Origin of the sequence: Flavobacterium sp. CG_23.5, from assembly GCF_017875765.1 — a bacterium.
Taxonomy (GTDB): Bacteria; Bacteroidota; Bacteroidia; order Flavobacteriales; family Flavobacteriaceae; genus Flavobacterium.
Window position 1 is genome coordinate 3,464,353 of sequence record NZ_JAGGNA010000001.1, and the last position, 15,142, is coordinate 3,479,494.

16 protein-coding genes are annotated in these 15,142 nt (G+C 31.4%); 6 read left to right on the forward strand and 10 right to left on the reverse strand.

Features of this window, described 5'->3' with window-relative positions:
* Positions 1–57: 57 nt before the first annotated feature.
* Positions 58–1,515: a hypothetical protein gene (locus tag H4V97_RS14870; protein ID WP_209550135.1), complete on the reverse strand. Its 1,458-nt coding sequence runs from the start codon at positions 1,513–1,515 to the stop codon at positions 58–60.
* A gap of 114 nt (positions 1,516–1,629) precedes the next feature.
* Here H4V97_RS14870 and H4V97_RS14875 point away from each other — a divergent pair, with 114 nt between their 5' ends.
* Entirely contained in the window at positions 1,630–2,694 is a 1,065-nt protein-coding gene (locus H4V97_RS14875) for a sialidase family protein (RefSeq protein WP_209550136.1), read from the forward strand.
* Positions 2,695–2,755: 61 nt separating this feature from the next.
* Here H4V97_RS14875 and H4V97_RS14880 read toward each other — a convergent pair whose 3' ends face one another.
* The 4 genes from H4V97_RS14880 to H4V97_RS14895 all read right to left on the reverse strand — a co-directional run bounded on the left by H4V97_RS14880 (position 2,756) and on the right by H4V97_RS14895 (position 5,582).
* Entirely contained in the window at positions 2,756–3,217 is a 462-nt protein-coding gene (locus H4V97_RS14880; RefSeq protein ID WP_209550137.1) for a sensor of ECF-type sigma factor, read from the reverse strand.
* A gap of 30 nt (positions 3,218–3,247) precedes the next feature.
* On the reverse strand, positions 3,248–3,661 hold the full coding sequence (locus H4V97_RS14885; RefSeq protein ID WP_209550138.1) for a hypothetical protein: 414 nt from the start codon (positions 3,659–3,661) through the stop codon (positions 3,248–3,250).
* Between the two features lie 33 nt (positions 3,662–3,694).
* Positions 3,695–4,237 (reverse strand): RNA polymerase sigma factor, encoded by a 543-nt coding sequence (locus H4V97_RS14890; protein WP_209550139.1) that lies wholly within the window; start codon positions 4,235–4,237, stop codon positions 3,695–3,697.
* Between the two features lie 61 nt (positions 4,238–4,298).
* Positions 4,299–5,582 (reverse strand): SRPBCC family protein, encoded by a 1,284-nt coding sequence (locus H4V97_RS14895; protein ID WP_209550140.1) that lies wholly within the window; start codon positions 5,580–5,582, stop codon positions 4,299–4,301.
* A gap of 311 nt (positions 5,583–5,893) precedes the next feature.
* Here H4V97_RS14895 and H4V97_RS14900 point away from each other — a divergent pair, with 311 nt between their 5' ends.
* Complete coding sequence (locus tag H4V97_RS14900; protein WP_209550141.1) at positions 5,894–7,930, forward strand: dipeptidyl-peptidase 3 family protein; 2,037 nt, start codon at positions 5,894–5,896, stop codon at positions 7,928–7,930.
* 71 nt (positions 7,931–8,001) lie between these two features.
* Here the strand turns inward: H4V97_RS14900 and H4V97_RS15900 are convergent, their stop codons facing one another.
* Positions 8,002–8,190, reverse strand: coding sequence for a hypothetical protein (locus H4V97_RS15900; protein WP_245345245.1), 189 nt, complete (start codon positions 8,188–8,190; stop codon positions 8,002–8,004).
* A gap of 81 nt (positions 8,191–8,271) precedes the next feature.
* Between H4V97_RS15900 and H4V97_RS14905 the strand changes: the two genes are divergently transcribed.
* Positions 8,272–8,658 carry a nucleoside triphosphate pyrophosphohydrolase family protein gene (locus H4V97_RS14905; protein ID WP_209550142.1) on the forward strand — a complete coding sequence of 129 codons (387 nt, stop codon included), beginning with the start codon at positions 8,272–8,274 and terminating at the stop codon, positions 8,656–8,658.
* Between the two features lie 117 nt (positions 8,659–8,775).
* Here H4V97_RS14905 and H4V97_RS14910 read toward each other — a convergent pair whose 3' ends face one another.
* Positions 8,776–9,843 (reverse strand): branched-chain amino acid aminotransferase, encoded by a 1,068-nt coding sequence (locus H4V97_RS14910; RefSeq protein ID WP_209550143.1) that lies wholly within the window; start codon positions 9,841–9,843, stop codon positions 8,776–8,778.
* 305 nt (positions 9,844–10,148) lie between these two features.
* On the opposite strand from H4V97_RS14910, the gene mnmD reads away from it, so the two are divergent.
* The gene (mnmD, locus tag H4V97_RS14915) at positions 10,149–10,811 is read left to right on the forward strand and encodes a tRNA (5-methylaminomethyl-2-thiouridine)(34)-methyltransferase MnmD (protein ID WP_209550144.1); all 663 of its coding nucleotides are present in this window, start codon (positions 10,149–10,151) and stop codon (positions 10,809–10,811) included.
* Between the two features lie 144 nt (positions 10,812–10,955).
* On the forward strand, positions 10,956–11,153 hold the full coding sequence (locus H4V97_RS14920) for a hypothetical protein (RefSeq protein ID WP_196849175.1): 198 nt from the start codon (positions 10,956–10,958) through the stop codon (positions 11,151–11,153).
* A 35-nt stretch (positions 11,154–11,188) separates the two neighbouring features.
* On the opposite strand, the gene H4V97_RS14925 is transcribed toward H4V97_RS14920, so the two are convergent.
* Entirely contained in the window at positions 11,189–12,130 is a 942-nt protein-coding gene (locus H4V97_RS14925) for a LysR substrate-binding domain-containing protein (RefSeq protein WP_196849176.1), read from the reverse strand.
* 327 nt (positions 12,131–12,457) lie between these two features.
* Between H4V97_RS14925 and can the strand changes: the two genes are divergently transcribed.
* A complete protein-coding gene (gene can / locus H4V97_RS14930) occupies positions 12,458–13,093 on the forward strand; it encodes a carbonate dehydratase (RefSeq protein WP_209550145.1) in 636 nt (211 codons plus the stop codon).
* A gap of 29 nt (positions 13,094–13,122) precedes the next feature.
* On the opposite strand, the gene H4V97_RS14935 is transcribed toward can, so the two are convergent.
* Positions 13,123–14,325, reverse strand: coding sequence for an LETM1-related biofilm-associated protein (locus tag H4V97_RS14935; protein WP_209550146.1), 1,203 nt, complete (start codon positions 14,323–14,325; stop codon positions 13,123–13,125).
* Between the two features lie 111 nt (positions 14,326–14,436).
* Positions 14,437–14,964 (reverse strand): superoxide dismutase family protein, encoded by a 528-nt coding sequence (locus tag H4V97_RS14940; RefSeq protein WP_209550147.1) that lies wholly within the window; start codon positions 14,962–14,964, stop codon positions 14,437–14,439.
* Between the last annotated feature and the right edge of the window lie 178 nt (positions 14,965–15,142).

Sequence of the window (15,142 nt, forward strand, 5' to 3'; positions counted from 1 at the left end):
AGACATAAAAAAAACACGGTCGTTCAAACCGTGTTTTTAAAATTGATATTTAATTTTTTAAGATCTTCTATTATTGTTTCGTGAAGAAGAATTATCTCTTTGAGGTTCTGATCTTTGAGGAGCTTCTCCTCTTGATGAATTATTTCTGTTTTCAGTGTTGCCTCTTTGTTGTTCTGCTCTTTGTGGAGCATTTTCTCTGGGGCTATTTCTGTTTTGAGAAAAATCTCTTGGTTGCTCTGCTCTTTGCGGAGCACTCTCTCTCGAATTATTTCTGTTTTGAGAAAAATCTCTTGGTTGCTCTGTTCTTTGCGGAGCACTTTCTCTGGAATTATTTCTGTTTTGAGAAAAATCCCTTGGTTGCTCTGTTCTTTGCGGAGCACTTTCTCTTGAATTATTTCTGTTTTGAGAAAAATCCCTTGGTTGCTCTGTTCTTTGCGGAGCACTCTCTCTGGAATTATTTCTGTTTTGAGAAAAATCCCTTGGTTGCTCTGTTCTTTGTGGAGCGGCTCCAGCGGCAGGATTATTTCTGTTTTGAGAAAAGTCTCTTTGTCGTTCTCCTCTTTGTGGAGAAGCTTCAGCAGCTGGATTAGTTCTATTTTGTGAATAATCTCTTTGTTTTTCTCCTCTTTGTGGATTAGCTTCTCTAGAAGGATTTGTTCTGTTTTGGGAATAATCTCTTTGTCGTTCTCCTCTTTCTTGAGTTGCTTCTCTAGAAGGATTTGTTCTGTTTCTAGAGTTTACAGCTTCATTTCTTGTACCTACATTTCTGTCCCCTCTTCTTTGATCTAATTCATAACGATTTGTTACTTCAGCATTTCTTCTTGAGAAAGCATAATTAGGATGTTGTCTTTCGTAGCTATTAGAGCGTCGGGAACTATATAAATCAATTGCTATACTACTTCTTCTTGAACTAACGTAATTGTAATTGTTGTTTATATTCAAGCAAAGATTAATGTTGCTTCTGTATCTGTAAACTGGATATGGATTCCATGCGTAATAGTAGCTAGGATAGTAATTCCAATTCCAAGTAGAATAATAAGCACGATAGTTAAAAGACCAAAAAGATGTATAAAAGAATGGTGTGGTATAGTACACCGGTTCATATATATAATTTTCTCCATACAAGAATTCATTACCTATGAATTGTACATGAACATTATTATAGCTGTCTTTTTCAACATCAATGGTAGCAACATCCTGATACAAATCTTGATCAAGAACAGATTGTATAATAATAACGTGAGTTCGATTTTCTACGGATTCGATAACTCGTAAATAATCAACTTCATCATCATTATTCAAATCTAAATTTGATATTTGAAGTTTGGGATCATTCAATCGTCTTTCAAAATCTTGAAGATTCCGAGAATCTCCAAAAATTGATGCAATAGCTCTTAAATCTAAATTGTCGCTTATTTCAGAATTCATTGCGTTTACTGAAGTCCTGCCTTGCGCTTGTATTTGTGTTGCGAAAACAGAAGTCAATAGACTCAATAGTAATAGTTTTGTTTTCATGATTTATGTAATTAAATTTATTGTAAATCCATATTCAATTACTGTGCCAATAAATATAGTGCTACATTAGTTGAACATTTTTATTGTAAATTAGCCATAAATAATTATCACAAAATGAGAAATTTCTTTTTAATCCTATTGATTTTTAGTGTTTTAATATCCTGTAAAACAAAAGTTTACACGTACAACGAATTAGGAAATATAAATTTTAAATCCGTAGAAATTGATACGCTTTTTCAAGATAAAATCAGCATTCGAGCCGTTGTTATTGATGCAAATAAGGTTTGGTATGCCGCTGATAATTCTAAATTTGGTTTTTTTGATTTAGAAAAAAATAAAAGAATTGAAAGTAACATTAGCACTGATAAATTGAAATATGAATTTAGAAGTATTGCCCAAACATCTAAAAATATTTTTATACTCAGTGTTTCTAATCCCGCTTTACTTTATAAAATCGCGAAAGACGATTCCGAGGTAAAATTAGTTTATCAGGAAAAGCATAAAAAAGTATTTTATGACTGTTTACAATTTTGGAACGACAAGGAAGGAATTGCCATCGGGGATCCTATCGAAGATTGTCTTTCTATGATTGTTACTCGTGATGGAGGAAATTCGTGGACTAAAATACCTTCACGTAAATTACCGAAAGTTAGTGATGGTGAAGCAGCATTTGCGGCAAGCAACACTAATATTGTTCTTAAAGGAAATAAAACTTGGATTGTTTCTGGCGGAAAAAAAGCTAGAGTTTTTTATTCTCCGGATAAGGGTAATAATTGGAAGGTTTTTGAAACACCAATAATTCAAGGTAAAACGATGACTGGAATTTTCACAGCTGATTTTTATAATTCTAAAATTGGATTTATTGCTGGAGGTAACTATGAAGTTCTCAATCAAAATTTTGGAAATAAAGCTTCAACAAAAAATGGAGGAAAAACATGGGTTTTGAAAGCAGAAAATCAAGGTTTTGGGTATGCTTCTTGTGTTCAATATGTTCCCAATAGCGACGGGAAAGGATTAGTTACCGTTGGAGCATCAGGTTTATATTATTCTTGGGATAGTGGTAATTCTTGGAAGCAATTATCTACTGATTCCAGCCTTTTTACGATTCGGTTTATAGATAATCATACCGCCATTGCTGCAGGAAAAAATAAAATGATTCGGATTAATTTCAAGAATTAAAAAACCCTAAATAAATATTATCATTTATTTAGGGTTCTGTATGTAATAAATAAAAATGAAACTACTCTCTCTTATGACCTTTGTCTCTATATTGTTGTAATAACTTTCTGTTGAAATCATCTTCAGATTTACGCAGTTTGATGATTTTTGACGCCGGTATAATTCCTTTCAATGTTCCGATGAAATTTTTTCGCAAAGTAAATAATTCCTCTTCGGTGCTTTCCATTTGATTTAACAAAGTTGCTGCCTCTTTTTCGGTCAATTTATCTAAAGTTTCATTATTCATTCTTCTCATGAATGATTTCATTTTTTGATGTCTCAATTCAAATTGTTTGTCGTCAAAAGTATTGTAGACTGGCCAAAATTTCTCCGCTTCATTCGAAGTTAATTTTAATTCAGTAGTCAAAAAGGCTACTTTCAAAGTTTTAATCTGTTCTCTCTTTTCCCTCATTCTTTCACCTTGAGCGTAAAAGTTAAAGGAAATCAATAGGAGTAATATGGGTAATAATTTTTTAAGTTTCATTGTTTTATTTTTCGAGTTCAATTTTAATTTTTATTCAGTTATAAGGTGTTCAATATCAGAATTTGCAGCTAAAACATCTTCAATGGCTTGATCTTCCGGTGATGAAACAGGCTGCATCTTACTAATATCTTCCGTTTTTAATTCACTAATTAAATCATATTGATTCAGATTAGATTGATAGGCTAGATAATTTTCTAAGGCAGCTTCGTCAAGTTCTTTTGAGTTTGCTGAAATACTGGTGTAAATCGGGATCATTAAAGCAAGTATTAAAACTGCTGCAACCATCATAATTATCGTTTTTTTCTTTTGAAAAATCGAAATTACTTTTGGTTCATTTTCTGGCAATTGTTGCAAAACTTTAGCCGAAAAATTATCAAAATAATGGTCTGGAGTTTTAAATCCTGGCTCAATTCTAGGTTCATTTTCTAATTTAAATGCTTTCATAATACTTATTAGACTTAATTAAATTCAAAAGGTTTAATTTGCCGTTACAAAGGCTTCAATTTTTTTTACGGCATGATGATATGAGGCTTTCAGCGCCCCTACAGAAGTCCCTAAAATTTCTGATATTTCCTCATACTTTAACTCTTGAAAATATTTCATTTTGAAAACTAATTGTTGTTTCTCAGGTAAAATCGCAATGGCTTTTTGTAATTTTATTTGAATTTCGTTGCCGTCAAAAAACACGTCAGCTTGCAGGTTATCAAGAGTTTTGTTTTGTAATTCTTCTGAGGAAATTCCGTTAATTTTTGATTTTTGATTTAAAAAAGTTAACGCTTCATTAGTGGCGATGCGATACATCCATGAAAAAAGTTTACTTTCTCCCTTGAAATTTTTTAAATATTGAAACACTTTTACGAAAGTATTTTGCAAAACATCATCAGCATCATCATGATTCAAAACAATATTTCGAATATGATTATATAAGGATCTTTGATAATCCAGCAAGAGTTGTTTGAACGCTTCGTTTTGCGTTTTAGGGTTCAATAATCTTTTAATGAATTCCTGTTCTTCTTGCAAGGTCTTTTTATGTATTTAGAATGGAATTTATCAAAAAGGTTTAATCGTTTCGAAAAATAAATTAAAATTCAGCAGGAATTTCACCTTCTTTAAGAGGCGTAACAGGTTTTTTTACCTTTGGAACTACTACTTCTTTTTTAGGTTTTGGAACAAGTACTTGCGTTTTTGCTTTTGGAACAATTGCATCTGTTTTAGCTTTTGGAATCACTACTTCGTTCGTAGTTTTTGGAACAATTACTTCGGTACTCGTTTGTGGAACAGCAGTTGCCGCTGTAGTTGTTGAAACGGCTGGTTTCTTTGCAGCAGCATTTATTTTAAATGGAACTGCTTTTGGTTGCATTAGATAATAAATTTCTGTTACCCATTTAGAAGGATTTTTTATTTCAGTCTTACCAATAGTGAAAATTTCAATATGAGATAGGGTTGGGTCAGTAGCAAGTCGTTTTGCATTAAGATAGGCTCGAGTTTTGTCCAAAGCTTTTGTGATATGAGAATAATCTCCTGTCAAAGTGGTTTTCTCGGCTTCAAATGTTTCTAGTTTTCCGGTTAATAGGTCACTTCCTTCACTAGTATAAATTTGGCTTTTGATAGGTACACAAATAGATATTTTTGCAAGTCCATTCACAAGATCATAGGTATGATAAATTATAAAAGGTTTTCCTGCCAATTCAAGATTATTTTTTTCACAGAAAGTAATAATTTTAGGAGTAACTATTCTGAAATTTTTAATAACATTTGAAATTTTACTGGTAAAGGTTTGATGTAAATAAAAGGTCTCTGGTTTTTTTACCAATCCATCTACTTTTATCGAATATGTGTTTATTTCATAATCAAGTGTTTTGTCTAAATTGGCAAGGCTTTTTTCATACATATTACCAATAACTTTATCGACGCCGCCATTAAAAGCAGTATAAATTTTGAAAAGAAAACTCATTTTACCTGTAGTTTTCCAAGTCACTTTTGTCCCGCCCAGCGTATCCTTGAAACTCCAGAAAACCTCTGAAGGAGTGCCATTATAATTCATTTTTTGAGCTATACTGTCACTTTCTTTTACAAAAATAGTTTTCATATCTCCATTTCCATCTTTTCCTTCCCAAGTATAAGAGCCGCCTTTACCAATTGTATTTTTGGAATAATTCATTTTCATTTCAGGATCTTCGGTAATCCATGAACCAAAATCTGCCCAATTTTTATAGTCGTTCACATAATTAAAAACAGCTGCTTTAGGAGAATTAATAACTTTACTTCTTTCAACTGTAAATTCCCCTTTTTGTGTTGCAATAAAAATGGATAGGGCTACTAAACTAAGTAAAAGTAAAAGAAATAAATATTTTAAAATCTTCATGATATATTGGGTGTTGTATGCTGTAAAGTTATAAATTTTATTAATAAAGTAAAGTAACTATAAAATAATAAAATAAATCTTATTTAAAATTGACTAGCAATTAATTTTTGCAAATCTTAAAAATCAGGAATTATTTTTTCGAAAATTCATTCTACTTAAATAATTTGTATACGAAAAGTATGTAAATGAGGGACTAATTATTAATTTAGGTTTTAGTTTAACAGAATGTAATTCTTGTTTTTTATGTTTTATTCAAAGAATATGTATATTTGTTAAATAATAATTTATTAAACATCTAAATATCATTAATAATGAAATTACTTAAAATTGGAGGCATTTTTGCAACTCTTGCAGTTTCTGTTGTTTGTAATGCTCAAATAGCAAAAACTACAGAAGTAAAAATCACAGATAAAGCTCCTTTTGATTACGTTGTAGAACAATTTGCCGACATCAAAGTATTGCGCTATCAAATTCCCGGTTGGGAAAATTTGACACTAAAGGAACAGAAGTTAGTTTATTATTTAACGCAAGCAGGAACTTCTGGTCGTGATATAATGTGGGATCAACATTATAAATACAACCTTAAAATTAGAAAAGCATTAGAGAATATTTATCAAAATTACAAAGGAAATAAAACTTCAGAAGATTGGAAGAATTTCGAAATTTACCTCAAGAGAGTTTGGTTTTCAAATGGAATTCATCATCATTATTCGAGCGAAAAAATTAAACCAGGATTTTCTCCAGAGTATCTAAGTAATTTGATGAAAGCTACTAAAACGACTTTATCACCTTCTGTTACAGCAATTATTTTTAACGATGTGGATACAAAAAGAGTTAATCTTGATGAATCAAAAGGTTTATTGCAAGGATCTGCAATTAACTTTTATGATAAAGGAATTTCTATAAAAGAAGCAGAAGATTTTTATGCCAAAAAAACAAGTCCAGATCCTAAAAAGCCATATTCTTATGGTTTAAATTCTAAATTAGTTCGAAATGCAAAAGGACAGCTAGAAGAGAAAGTATGGAAAAGTAAGGGAATGTATGGAGCGGCTATCGACAAAATTATTTATTGGTTAGAAAAAGCTAAAGGTGTTGCTGAAAATAAAAAACAAGGAGATGCACTAGGATTACTTATTAGCTATTATAAAACAGGAAGTTTAAAAACTTGGGATGACTATAATATTGCTTGGCTAGATGCAACTGAAGGTAACATTGACTATATCAATGGCTTTATTGAGGTATACAATGATCCATTAGGATACAGAGGTTCTTATGAAGGAGTTGTACAAATAAAGGATTTTGATATGTCTGCAAAAATGGAAGTTGTTTCTAAAAATGCGCAATGGTTTGAAGACAATTCCCCTTTAATGCCAGAACATAAAAAGAAAAATGTCGTAGGAGTTTCTTATAAAACAGTTATTGTTGCAGGTGAATCTGGCGATTCGTCTCCGGCTACACCTATTGGAGTGAATCTTCCAAACGCAGATTGGATTCGTGCGGAACATGGTTCTAAATCAGTTTCTTTAGGAAATATTATTGATGCTTATGCTAAAGCTGCCGGAAAAGGGAAATTGCAAGAATTTGCAAATGATGAAGAAGAAATTACTTTGGCTAAAAAATATAGTGAACTAGGAGATAAGATGCATACAGCTTTACATGAAGTAGTTGGTCATGCCTCAGGACAAATAAATCCTGGTGTAGGAACTCCAAAAGAATCTTTAAAAAGTTATGCTTCCACTCTTGAGGAAGGTAGAGCGGATTTAGTTGGGCTACACTATTTATACAACCCGAAATTGCAAGAAATAGGTTTAGTAGACGATTGGAAAAAAATGGGAATGGAGTCTTACGATAGTTATATCAGAAATGGTTTGATGACTCAATTGGTTCGTTTGGAACTAGGCGCTAATATTGAAGAAGCACACATGAGAAACCGTCAATGGGTAAGTTCATGGGTTTTTGAAAAAGGAAAAAAAGACAATGTTATCGAAAAGATAACTCGTAATGGAAAAACTTATTTCAACATTACTGATTATGAAAAATTACACGATTTATTCGGACAGTTATTAAGAGAAGTACAAAGAATTAAATCTGAAGGTGATTTTAATGCAGGAAAAGCATTAGTTGAAAATTACGGTGTAAAAGTAGATCAAAAATTACATGCGGAAGTTTTAGAGCGCAATAAACAATTTGCTTCGGCAGCGTACAGTGGTTTTGTAAATCCAGTGCTGGTTCCGAAGTTAGATGCAAAAGGAAATATTATTTCAATAAAAGTAAAACAGCCAAAAACATTTGCGGAACAAATGATGAAATATTCTAAAAACTTTGGTTTTTTGCCGCTAGAAAATTAAGTGTTACAATACAATTTGAATAAAAAATGCCCGCTATAAAGTGGGCATTTTCTATTTCGAAAAGGAAAAAACTAATGTTTAAAAAATATTTTAATCATAAATAAGAGCCCGATAAAAATTAAAAATCCAATTAATATCTTGTAATTTCCTTTATAAAAAATTTTGTGTATTTTTATATCCTTTCGATAAGCAAAAAACATTGCGATAACAAAAGCAACAAAAAAACAGCCTGCAAATATCAATTGTCCTTGACTAAACATAGTTTAAATTATTTAAAGCAAAAATAGTTAATTGTTTAGAAATAGTTGCTAATTTGGCTTTTCATTTAAAAAATAAAAAAGATGCAAAAACAAATAGATTCGGTTAAGGAATTTCATACTGCATTTAAAATAGGTCATAAAGAAATTCCAACGGCTGATTTGGGAGAGAGCAAACACACACTTCGTTATAACTTGATGAAAGAGGAAAATGAAGAATATCTTGAAGCGGTTCAAAATAATGATTTGATAGAAATTGCGGATGCACTTGGTGATATGATGTATATTCTTTGCGGAACTATTATAGAACATGGTTTGCAACATAAAATTGAAGAAGTTTTCGACGAAATTCAACGCAGTAATATGAGCAAGTTAGACGCGGATGGTAAACCTATCTATCGTGAAGACGGGAAAGTGATGAAAGGTCCTAACTATTTTAAACCAAATTTTTCAAAGATATTGGGAGAGTAGATACCCACTGTAGAATAGTAGTTTGCAGATGATACAAAACATAAAAAAAAGCGATTTTCAAATTGAAAATCGCTTTTTTATTGGAAATCTAATCTCGATAATTCTCGGGATTCAAATCTATACTTTAACTGTCCAGCCAAAAGTGTCTTCAGCTAATTTATTTTGAATATTTGTCAATTTATCTTTTAGTTGAATTGCCATGGAATTGTCAAGTTTTGGTAATTCGTGATAAATATCTTGATAAGAGAATCCACAGATTGGGCTTACAACAGCAGCTGTACCAGCGCCGAAAATTTCTTTTAAAGTACCGTTACTAGAAGCTTCAACTAATTCAGATACTAAAACAGAACGAATTTCTACATTTATACCTTCACTTTTAGCTAAATCGATAAGAGTCTTTCTGGTTACACCATCAAGAATTCTTTCGCTAATAGGAGCGGTTAGTAAAGTGTCATTGATTCTGATAAAAACATTCATGGTACCTGCTTCTTCCAGTTTAGTGTGTGTAGCATCATCAGTCCAAATCACTTGTTGGAAGCCTTCTTTATTAGCTAAACTTGTTGGGTAAAATTGCGCCGCGTAATTACCGGCAGCTTTTGCAGCACCAATTCCACCATTTGCAGCTCTACTGTAGTGTTCTGCAATAAGTACTTTTACATCACCTGAATAGTAAGATGTTACGGGAGATAAAATAATCATGAATTTATAATCATTCGATGGATTTGCAATCACACCAGTACCAGTTGCAATCATAAAAGGTCGAATATACAAGGCATTTCCTTTTCCTTTTTTTACCCACGCTTCATCTATTTTCAGCAATTCATTCAAACCATCCATGAAAATATTTTCAGGAACCTCAGGCATAGCCATTCTTACCGCAGATTTATTGAAACGGTTGTAATTTTCATCAGGTCTAAAAAGCCAAATATCGTCATTAACGTCTTTATATGCTTTCATACCTTCAAAAATAGCTTGTCCGTAATGGAAAACTCTTGTTGATGGATCTAATAAAAAGGGTGCGTAAGGCTTAATAACGGGTTTTTGCCATTCTCCATTTATAAAATCACATTCGAATAAATGATCAGTGAAAACAGAGCCAAAGCTTAAGTTTTGAAAGTCTACTTCATTAATTTTTGAAGCTGCTGCTTTTATTGTTTCAATTTTGTTAGTTTGAGTTGTACTCATAATAATGTATTGTTTTTTTATATTTTTTGAAATCGATCAACTGGAATATTTTAAATCTTTGGTTTTCACAAAGACAACTTTAATATTTGCAAAATTAAATAAAAATCATCGAAATCCTTGTGATAAAACTATTAATTATAGGATTTAATTGTGATTTATTTATATTTAAAAAAGTCGAAATAATTGAAGGTAATTTATATGAAATACATAAAAAATATAATTTTATTTAGACGATTCGTTTTAGTTTTGACTAAATTTGACCTGCTTTTAGCATCCAAAAGTACTAACAAACTTAAATTATAATTTTGAAAAGAGAAATTATCCGAACTCTAGATGGTTCTACAACGATTCAGATTGAGGAATGGGACGAATGTTATCATTCTAAACACGGAGCGATTCAAGAAGCAAAACATGTTTTTATAAAAAATGGATTGTCTTTATTTGATTCTAATCCTGTTTCTATTTTAGAAATTGGTTTTGGAACGGGATTAAATGCTTTTATCACGTTTTTAGAAGCAAAAAAACTAAATCAAACGATTGATTATGTTGGAGTAGAGGCATATCCCGTGTCTCCTGACGAAATTCTCTCTATGAACTATGTCGAAGAGTTGAATGCAATAAGCGAAAGTGCCATTTTTAAGAAAATGCATGACAGTAATTGGGAGGAAAAAATCAGTTTAAGTACGGATTTTTCATTGACTAAAAGGAAACAGTTTTTTGAAGCAATTGATGATATTGAAAAATACGATTTAATTTATTTTGATGCGTTTGGTTATCGAGTGCAACCAGAATTATGGAGCACTGAAATCTTCAAAAAGATGTACAATGCACTTAAACCGAACAGTGTTCTAGTTACTTACGCCGCTAGAGGTGTAGTGAAAAGGAGCATGATAGAGGTTGGTTTTACGGTTGAGAAGCTCGCAGGCCCTCCGGGTAAGAGAGAAATGTTTCGAGCACGAAAAAAATAAATACTTAGATTTGCTATTTATTTAACTATTGTTTCACAATAAATAAAAAATAAAAAAGAACGTTAATTTGTTATCTTCTGTCTATTTAAAATGTATTTTTACATGAATTTAAAATCATGATCTAACCTAAAATCTTAATTTAATATGTCAAAAATCATGTTTGATTACACAAAATCAATATTAGAAAGAGTAAGTTTTGATCCCATACTTTTCTGTAAAGAATTAGAAAAAGCCATTAAAACATTGTTGCCGTTCGAAATGGAACAATTGCGAGAATGGTTGCTAAATTTCACAATCGAAAAACCAGAATTAAAACAGTGCTTGCTGATTATAAATAAATAAATAAGAAAAGGAACCATAAATTGGTTCCTTTTTTTTTATTTTTTTTGAAGTGGACTTACAATTTGAACATTCTGAAAAACAATTGCTCCTTTTACAACTCCTGCAATTGTATTTCTAAGGGCATCAATAATCTGGATTTTCAATTCGCTTTTTGGAAAAATCAAACTGACTTCACGAGCTGGTTTTGGTTCTTTAAAATGGCGCAGTTTTAATTTATCGGATTCTTTTAAATCTAATGTGTGTAAATAGGGTAGTAGTGTTGTTCCTAAACCTTCATCTGCCAGTTTTATCAAAGTTTCAAAACTGCCGCTTTCAATTTGAAAATGGTTGAATTCATTTCGGCCCTGACTTTTACATAAATTCAAAATGCCGTCGCGAAAGCAATGTCCGTCTTGCAATAATAGAATATCATCTAAGTTTAAATCGGAGACTTCAATTTCTTCTTTTTGAAAATTATGATGACTTTCCGGGATGTAAGCGACAAAGGGTTCAAAGTATAAAACGATTTCCTTGATTTTTTCTTCCATCAATGGCGTGGCCGCAATCGCTGCATCAAGGTGACCGTTATTGAGTTTTGTAATAATCTCTTCGGTATTTAACTCTTCTATGATGAGCTTTACTTTTGGATATTTTTTTATAAAATTATTCAAAAACATAGGCAATAAAGTAGGCATGATAGTAGGGATAATTCCTAATCTAAATTCACCACCTATAAACCCTTTTTGTTGCTCAACTATATCTTGAATTCTGTCAGCTTCGTTGACAATATTTTTGGCTTGATTCACGATTTTTTGTCCGATATCCGTTAGTTGTATTGGTTTTTTGGATCGGTCAAAGATTTGAATACTTAATTCTTCTTCTATTTTTTGAATTTGCATGCTCAAAGTAGGCTGAGTTACAAAACATTTTTCAGCAGCAAGTGTGAAATTTTTATGTTCGGCTACAGCCAAAACATATTTTAATTGAGTAATTGTCATTTTTATAGTAATTGCTGATGCAAATATAAAAACAATCAATTTAACTTATAGTAAAAAGAGGTGGTTTTTATTATCTAAATTTTTTGAAAATGGAAATAGAAATTACAAATAAGTAAGTAGACATTCAAGGCAAAAAATCAAATTCAATGCTGAGCGATTTTTTTTACGAACAAAAAACAATAAGAATGATGGAAGAGTGGCTTGTTGAAGAATTGTAAAATAGCTTTTTAGAAGTTTAAAATCAGTTCAAATCTAATATGTAATTTTCCAAAGTAAAAATGAATAAATTTAGTTTTACATTTGGTGTAATAAAAAATGTAATTCCTTATGAGCGATTTTTATAAAAAGATAATAGAAAATAATAAAAAATGGGTAGAAAGCTCTTTGGCTAGTGACCCCAATTATTTTCAGGATTTAGCGAAAGGGCAGACACCACCGTTATTATGGATAGGTTGCTCTGATAGTCGAGTTCCGGCAAATGAAATTGTTGGTGCAAAACCTGGCGATGTTTTTGTACACAGAAATATTGCCAATATGGTTGTACATTCTGATATGAATATGTTAAGTGTCTTGGATTACGCAGTGAACGTTTTAAAGGTAAAACATGTACTTGTTTGCGGTCATTATGGGTGTGGTGGTGTAAAAGCGGCTATGGGAAATGAATCGATTGGAATTATAGACAACTGGATTCGCCACATCAAAGATGTGTATCGTTTGCATAATACTTATTTGGATTCTATTGTTGATGAAGCGGAGCGTTTTAACGCTTTTGTAGAAATCAACGTAAAAGAACAAGTATTTGATTTGGCAAAAACGTCAATAGTACAATCGGCTTGGAAAAACGGACAAGAGCTAACCCTACATGGCTGGGCATACGGACTAAACTCCGGATTTATTACTGATTTGGACGTTAATATAAGTTCGGATAAAGATTTAGATGATGTTTATAAATTGAAATTTTAGATAAAAAAGCCACTTTCGAGTGGCTTTTTTTATTCAATTTCTTCCAGATTTTCATTAAAAGCCGATGGTAAAAGTGTGGGGATAAATTTTATTAAAATGGGCAATAATAAACTTCCGCCGGGAAGTAAAAAGATAGTTAAAGAAGGTATAGTTTTGCAAATGTCTAATATCTGCTTCTTGACTTTTTTCTTTTCTTTCTCATTTAAATCCCTTCGAGTAGAATAGGCAAGCAAGAGCATCAGTTCTTTACTTTGGACTATTTCCTTAACTAATCTCTTTTTATTTCTACGAATCAACGTAATAACACTTTGAGTCGTGTGGTCGTAAAAATGTTTTACGGGATTTGAATAATTAAAATACGGAATTTCTTTTTTATGTTTTGTAATAAAATTATTTGTGCTACCAATACTGTTGTCGACAAAATTCTCTGAAATGGAAAGAATGTTTGCTAAAGAATGTAAAAAGTAGGCTTCATTATTTTCAATTTTTCCATCGCTCCATAAAGCCATTCCGGCAATATCTACAAGATAATATTTCTCAAGATCATTAGTAAAATAATCCAATTGAATGGTTTCTAAATTTTGAACTGAATTTTTAGAAAATTTACTGTAACGTATCGAAGCTTCAAAAAGTTTAATCAACAAATCATCATATTGCGTTTTATTGGATTTCATTTTTAGAGCTAAGGTTACAATATTAACCACGGTTTCCTCTATTTTTTTAAGGTATTTTTCTGGTATTGCTCCGTGTATTAAATATTGTCGAAAAGCAAGAACATCAATAAACAATAAGGCATTTGTGACTAAATGAGAAAAATTCTTACTGATGATTGTGTCATTGGTTTGCACTCGCTCATCAATTATTTTTTCTAAAGTTAACTGAGGTGAATTTTTAGGAAGTATTTTTTTAAAGATATTAAATCCTTGCGGATTCATTTGATTGTAAAACGCAACGGCTTGTTTGATGAAATTTTCAGCGCTGATTTCTTTTTCGGTTAAACAAAAAATGGCATAGAGCGTATTTAATAATGCGACTTTAGAAATTTCTTCTTTAAACCAGCCTTTGGTTTCTATAGGTCGTACCGTTTCAAAAGAAATTATATGTCCATAAATAAATCCTGTCTCTCGGACCTGCTGATAAAATGTATCAATAGTCTGAGAAACATTCTCCTCTGAAAATTTTTGTTCTATAAAAAATTTATCTATCCAACCGGGTGCCGAAGGGTTAATCATTTTTATTATTTGAAATTACAAAGCTATGTTTTTTTACGGTTTTGTCATTATATTAAAATAAAAATACCGTCTCATATTGCTATGAAACGGTATTTTTATTTTTTTTTAAAACTATTTAATTATCGCTGAGCATGCTACTCTACCTCCAGCATTTCCTGTAGGTTGTGTAACAAAATCGTCTGCTCCTTGATGTACAATCAGTCCTTTTCCAAGAATGTTTTTAGTTGCATCTTCACAACCTATGCACCATTCATCTGTAGTTAAGGTAATTGTTCCGTTACCTTTTTCATCGGCTGTAAAGTTTCCGATATCACCCTTGTGATATTCACCAATTCCCCATTTTCCATGTTTTTTAAATGTTGGGTTCCAATGTCCTCCAGCCGAACTTCCATCTGCTGCCGAACAATCGGACTTCTCATGAATGTGAATTGCGTGCACTCCTGGTTGAAGTCCAGCTAGATTAGCAACAAAAGTTACTTTACCGTTATTTTCTACAAATGAAGCTGTACCAGAAACAGTACTGTTACTTTTTGGTTCAAAAGTTATATCTAATTTTTTAGAATCTTTTGAACTGCTACTTGTTTTGCATCCAATGATAACGGCTAAAATTAGAGCAATTGATAGGATTATTTTTTTCATATTGAGTGTGAATTATAATAAATTTATTACGTAAAGTTACTCTAATTTTTATTGAATTCCGTAAATGAAAAATAAAATTTCAATTTAAGATTATTAATTTTAAATTTTTCAGCAGCGATAAAAAAGGAAAAAATTATTTACGATTTCTTTCATTTTTTTATTTATTTTTTTTCGAACT

Bases quoted from the DNA above. Each gene is read 5' to 3' on its own strand.
- H4V97_RS14935 (WP_209550146.1), bottom strand. From the start codon at position 14,325: ATGATTAACCCTTCGGCACCCGGTTGGATAGATAAATTTTTTATAGAA.
- H4V97_RS14895 (WP_209550140.1), bottom strand. From the start codon at position 5,582: ATGAAGATTTTAAAATATTTATTTCTTTTACTTTTACTTAGTTTAGTA.
- H4V97_RS14885 (WP_209550138.1), bottom strand. From the start codon at position 3,661: ATGAAAGCATTTAAATTAGAAAATGAACCTAGAATTGAGCCAGGATTT.
- H4V97_RS15900 (WP_245345245.1), bottom strand. From the start codon at position 8,190: ATGTTTAGTCAAGGACAATTGATATTTGCAGGCTGTTTTTTTGTTGCT.
- H4V97_RS14925 (WP_196849176.1), bottom strand. From the start codon at position 12,130: ATGACAATTACTCAATTAAAATATGTTTTGGCTGTAGCCGAACATAAA.
- can (WP_209550145.1), top strand. From the start codon at position 12,458: ATGAGCGATTTTTATAAAAAGATAATAGAAAATAATAAAAAATGGGTA.
- H4V97_RS14870 (WP_209550135.1), bottom strand. From the start codon at position 1,515: ATGAAAACAAAACTATTACTATTGAGTCTATTGACTTCTGTTTTCGCA.
- H4V97_RS14940 (WP_209550147.1), bottom strand. From the start codon at position 14,964: ATGAAAAAAATAATCCTATCAATTGCTCTAATTTTAGCCGTTATCATT.
- H4V97_RS14900 (WP_209550141.1), top strand. From the start codon at position 5,894: ATGAAATTACTTAAAATTGGAGGCATTTTTGCAACTCTTGCAGTTTCT.
- H4V97_RS14920 (WP_196849175.1), top strand. From the start codon at position 10,956: ATGTCAAAAATCATGTTTGATTACACAAAATCAATATTAGAAAGAGTA.
- H4V97_RS14905 (WP_209550142.1), top strand. From the start codon at position 8,272: ATGCAAAAACAAATAGATTCGGTTAAGGAATTTCATACTGCATTTAAA.
- H4V97_RS14910 (WP_209550143.1), bottom strand. From the start codon at position 9,843: ATGAGTACAACTCAAACTAACAAAATTGAAACAATAAAAGCAGCAGCT.
- H4V97_RS14880 (WP_209550137.1), bottom strand. From the start codon at position 3,217: ATGAAACTTAAAAAATTATTACCCATATTACTCCTATTGATTTCCTTT.
- H4V97_RS14875 (WP_209550136.1), top strand. From the start codon at position 1,630: ATGAGAAATTTCTTTTTAATCCTATTGATTTTTAGTGTTTTAATATCC.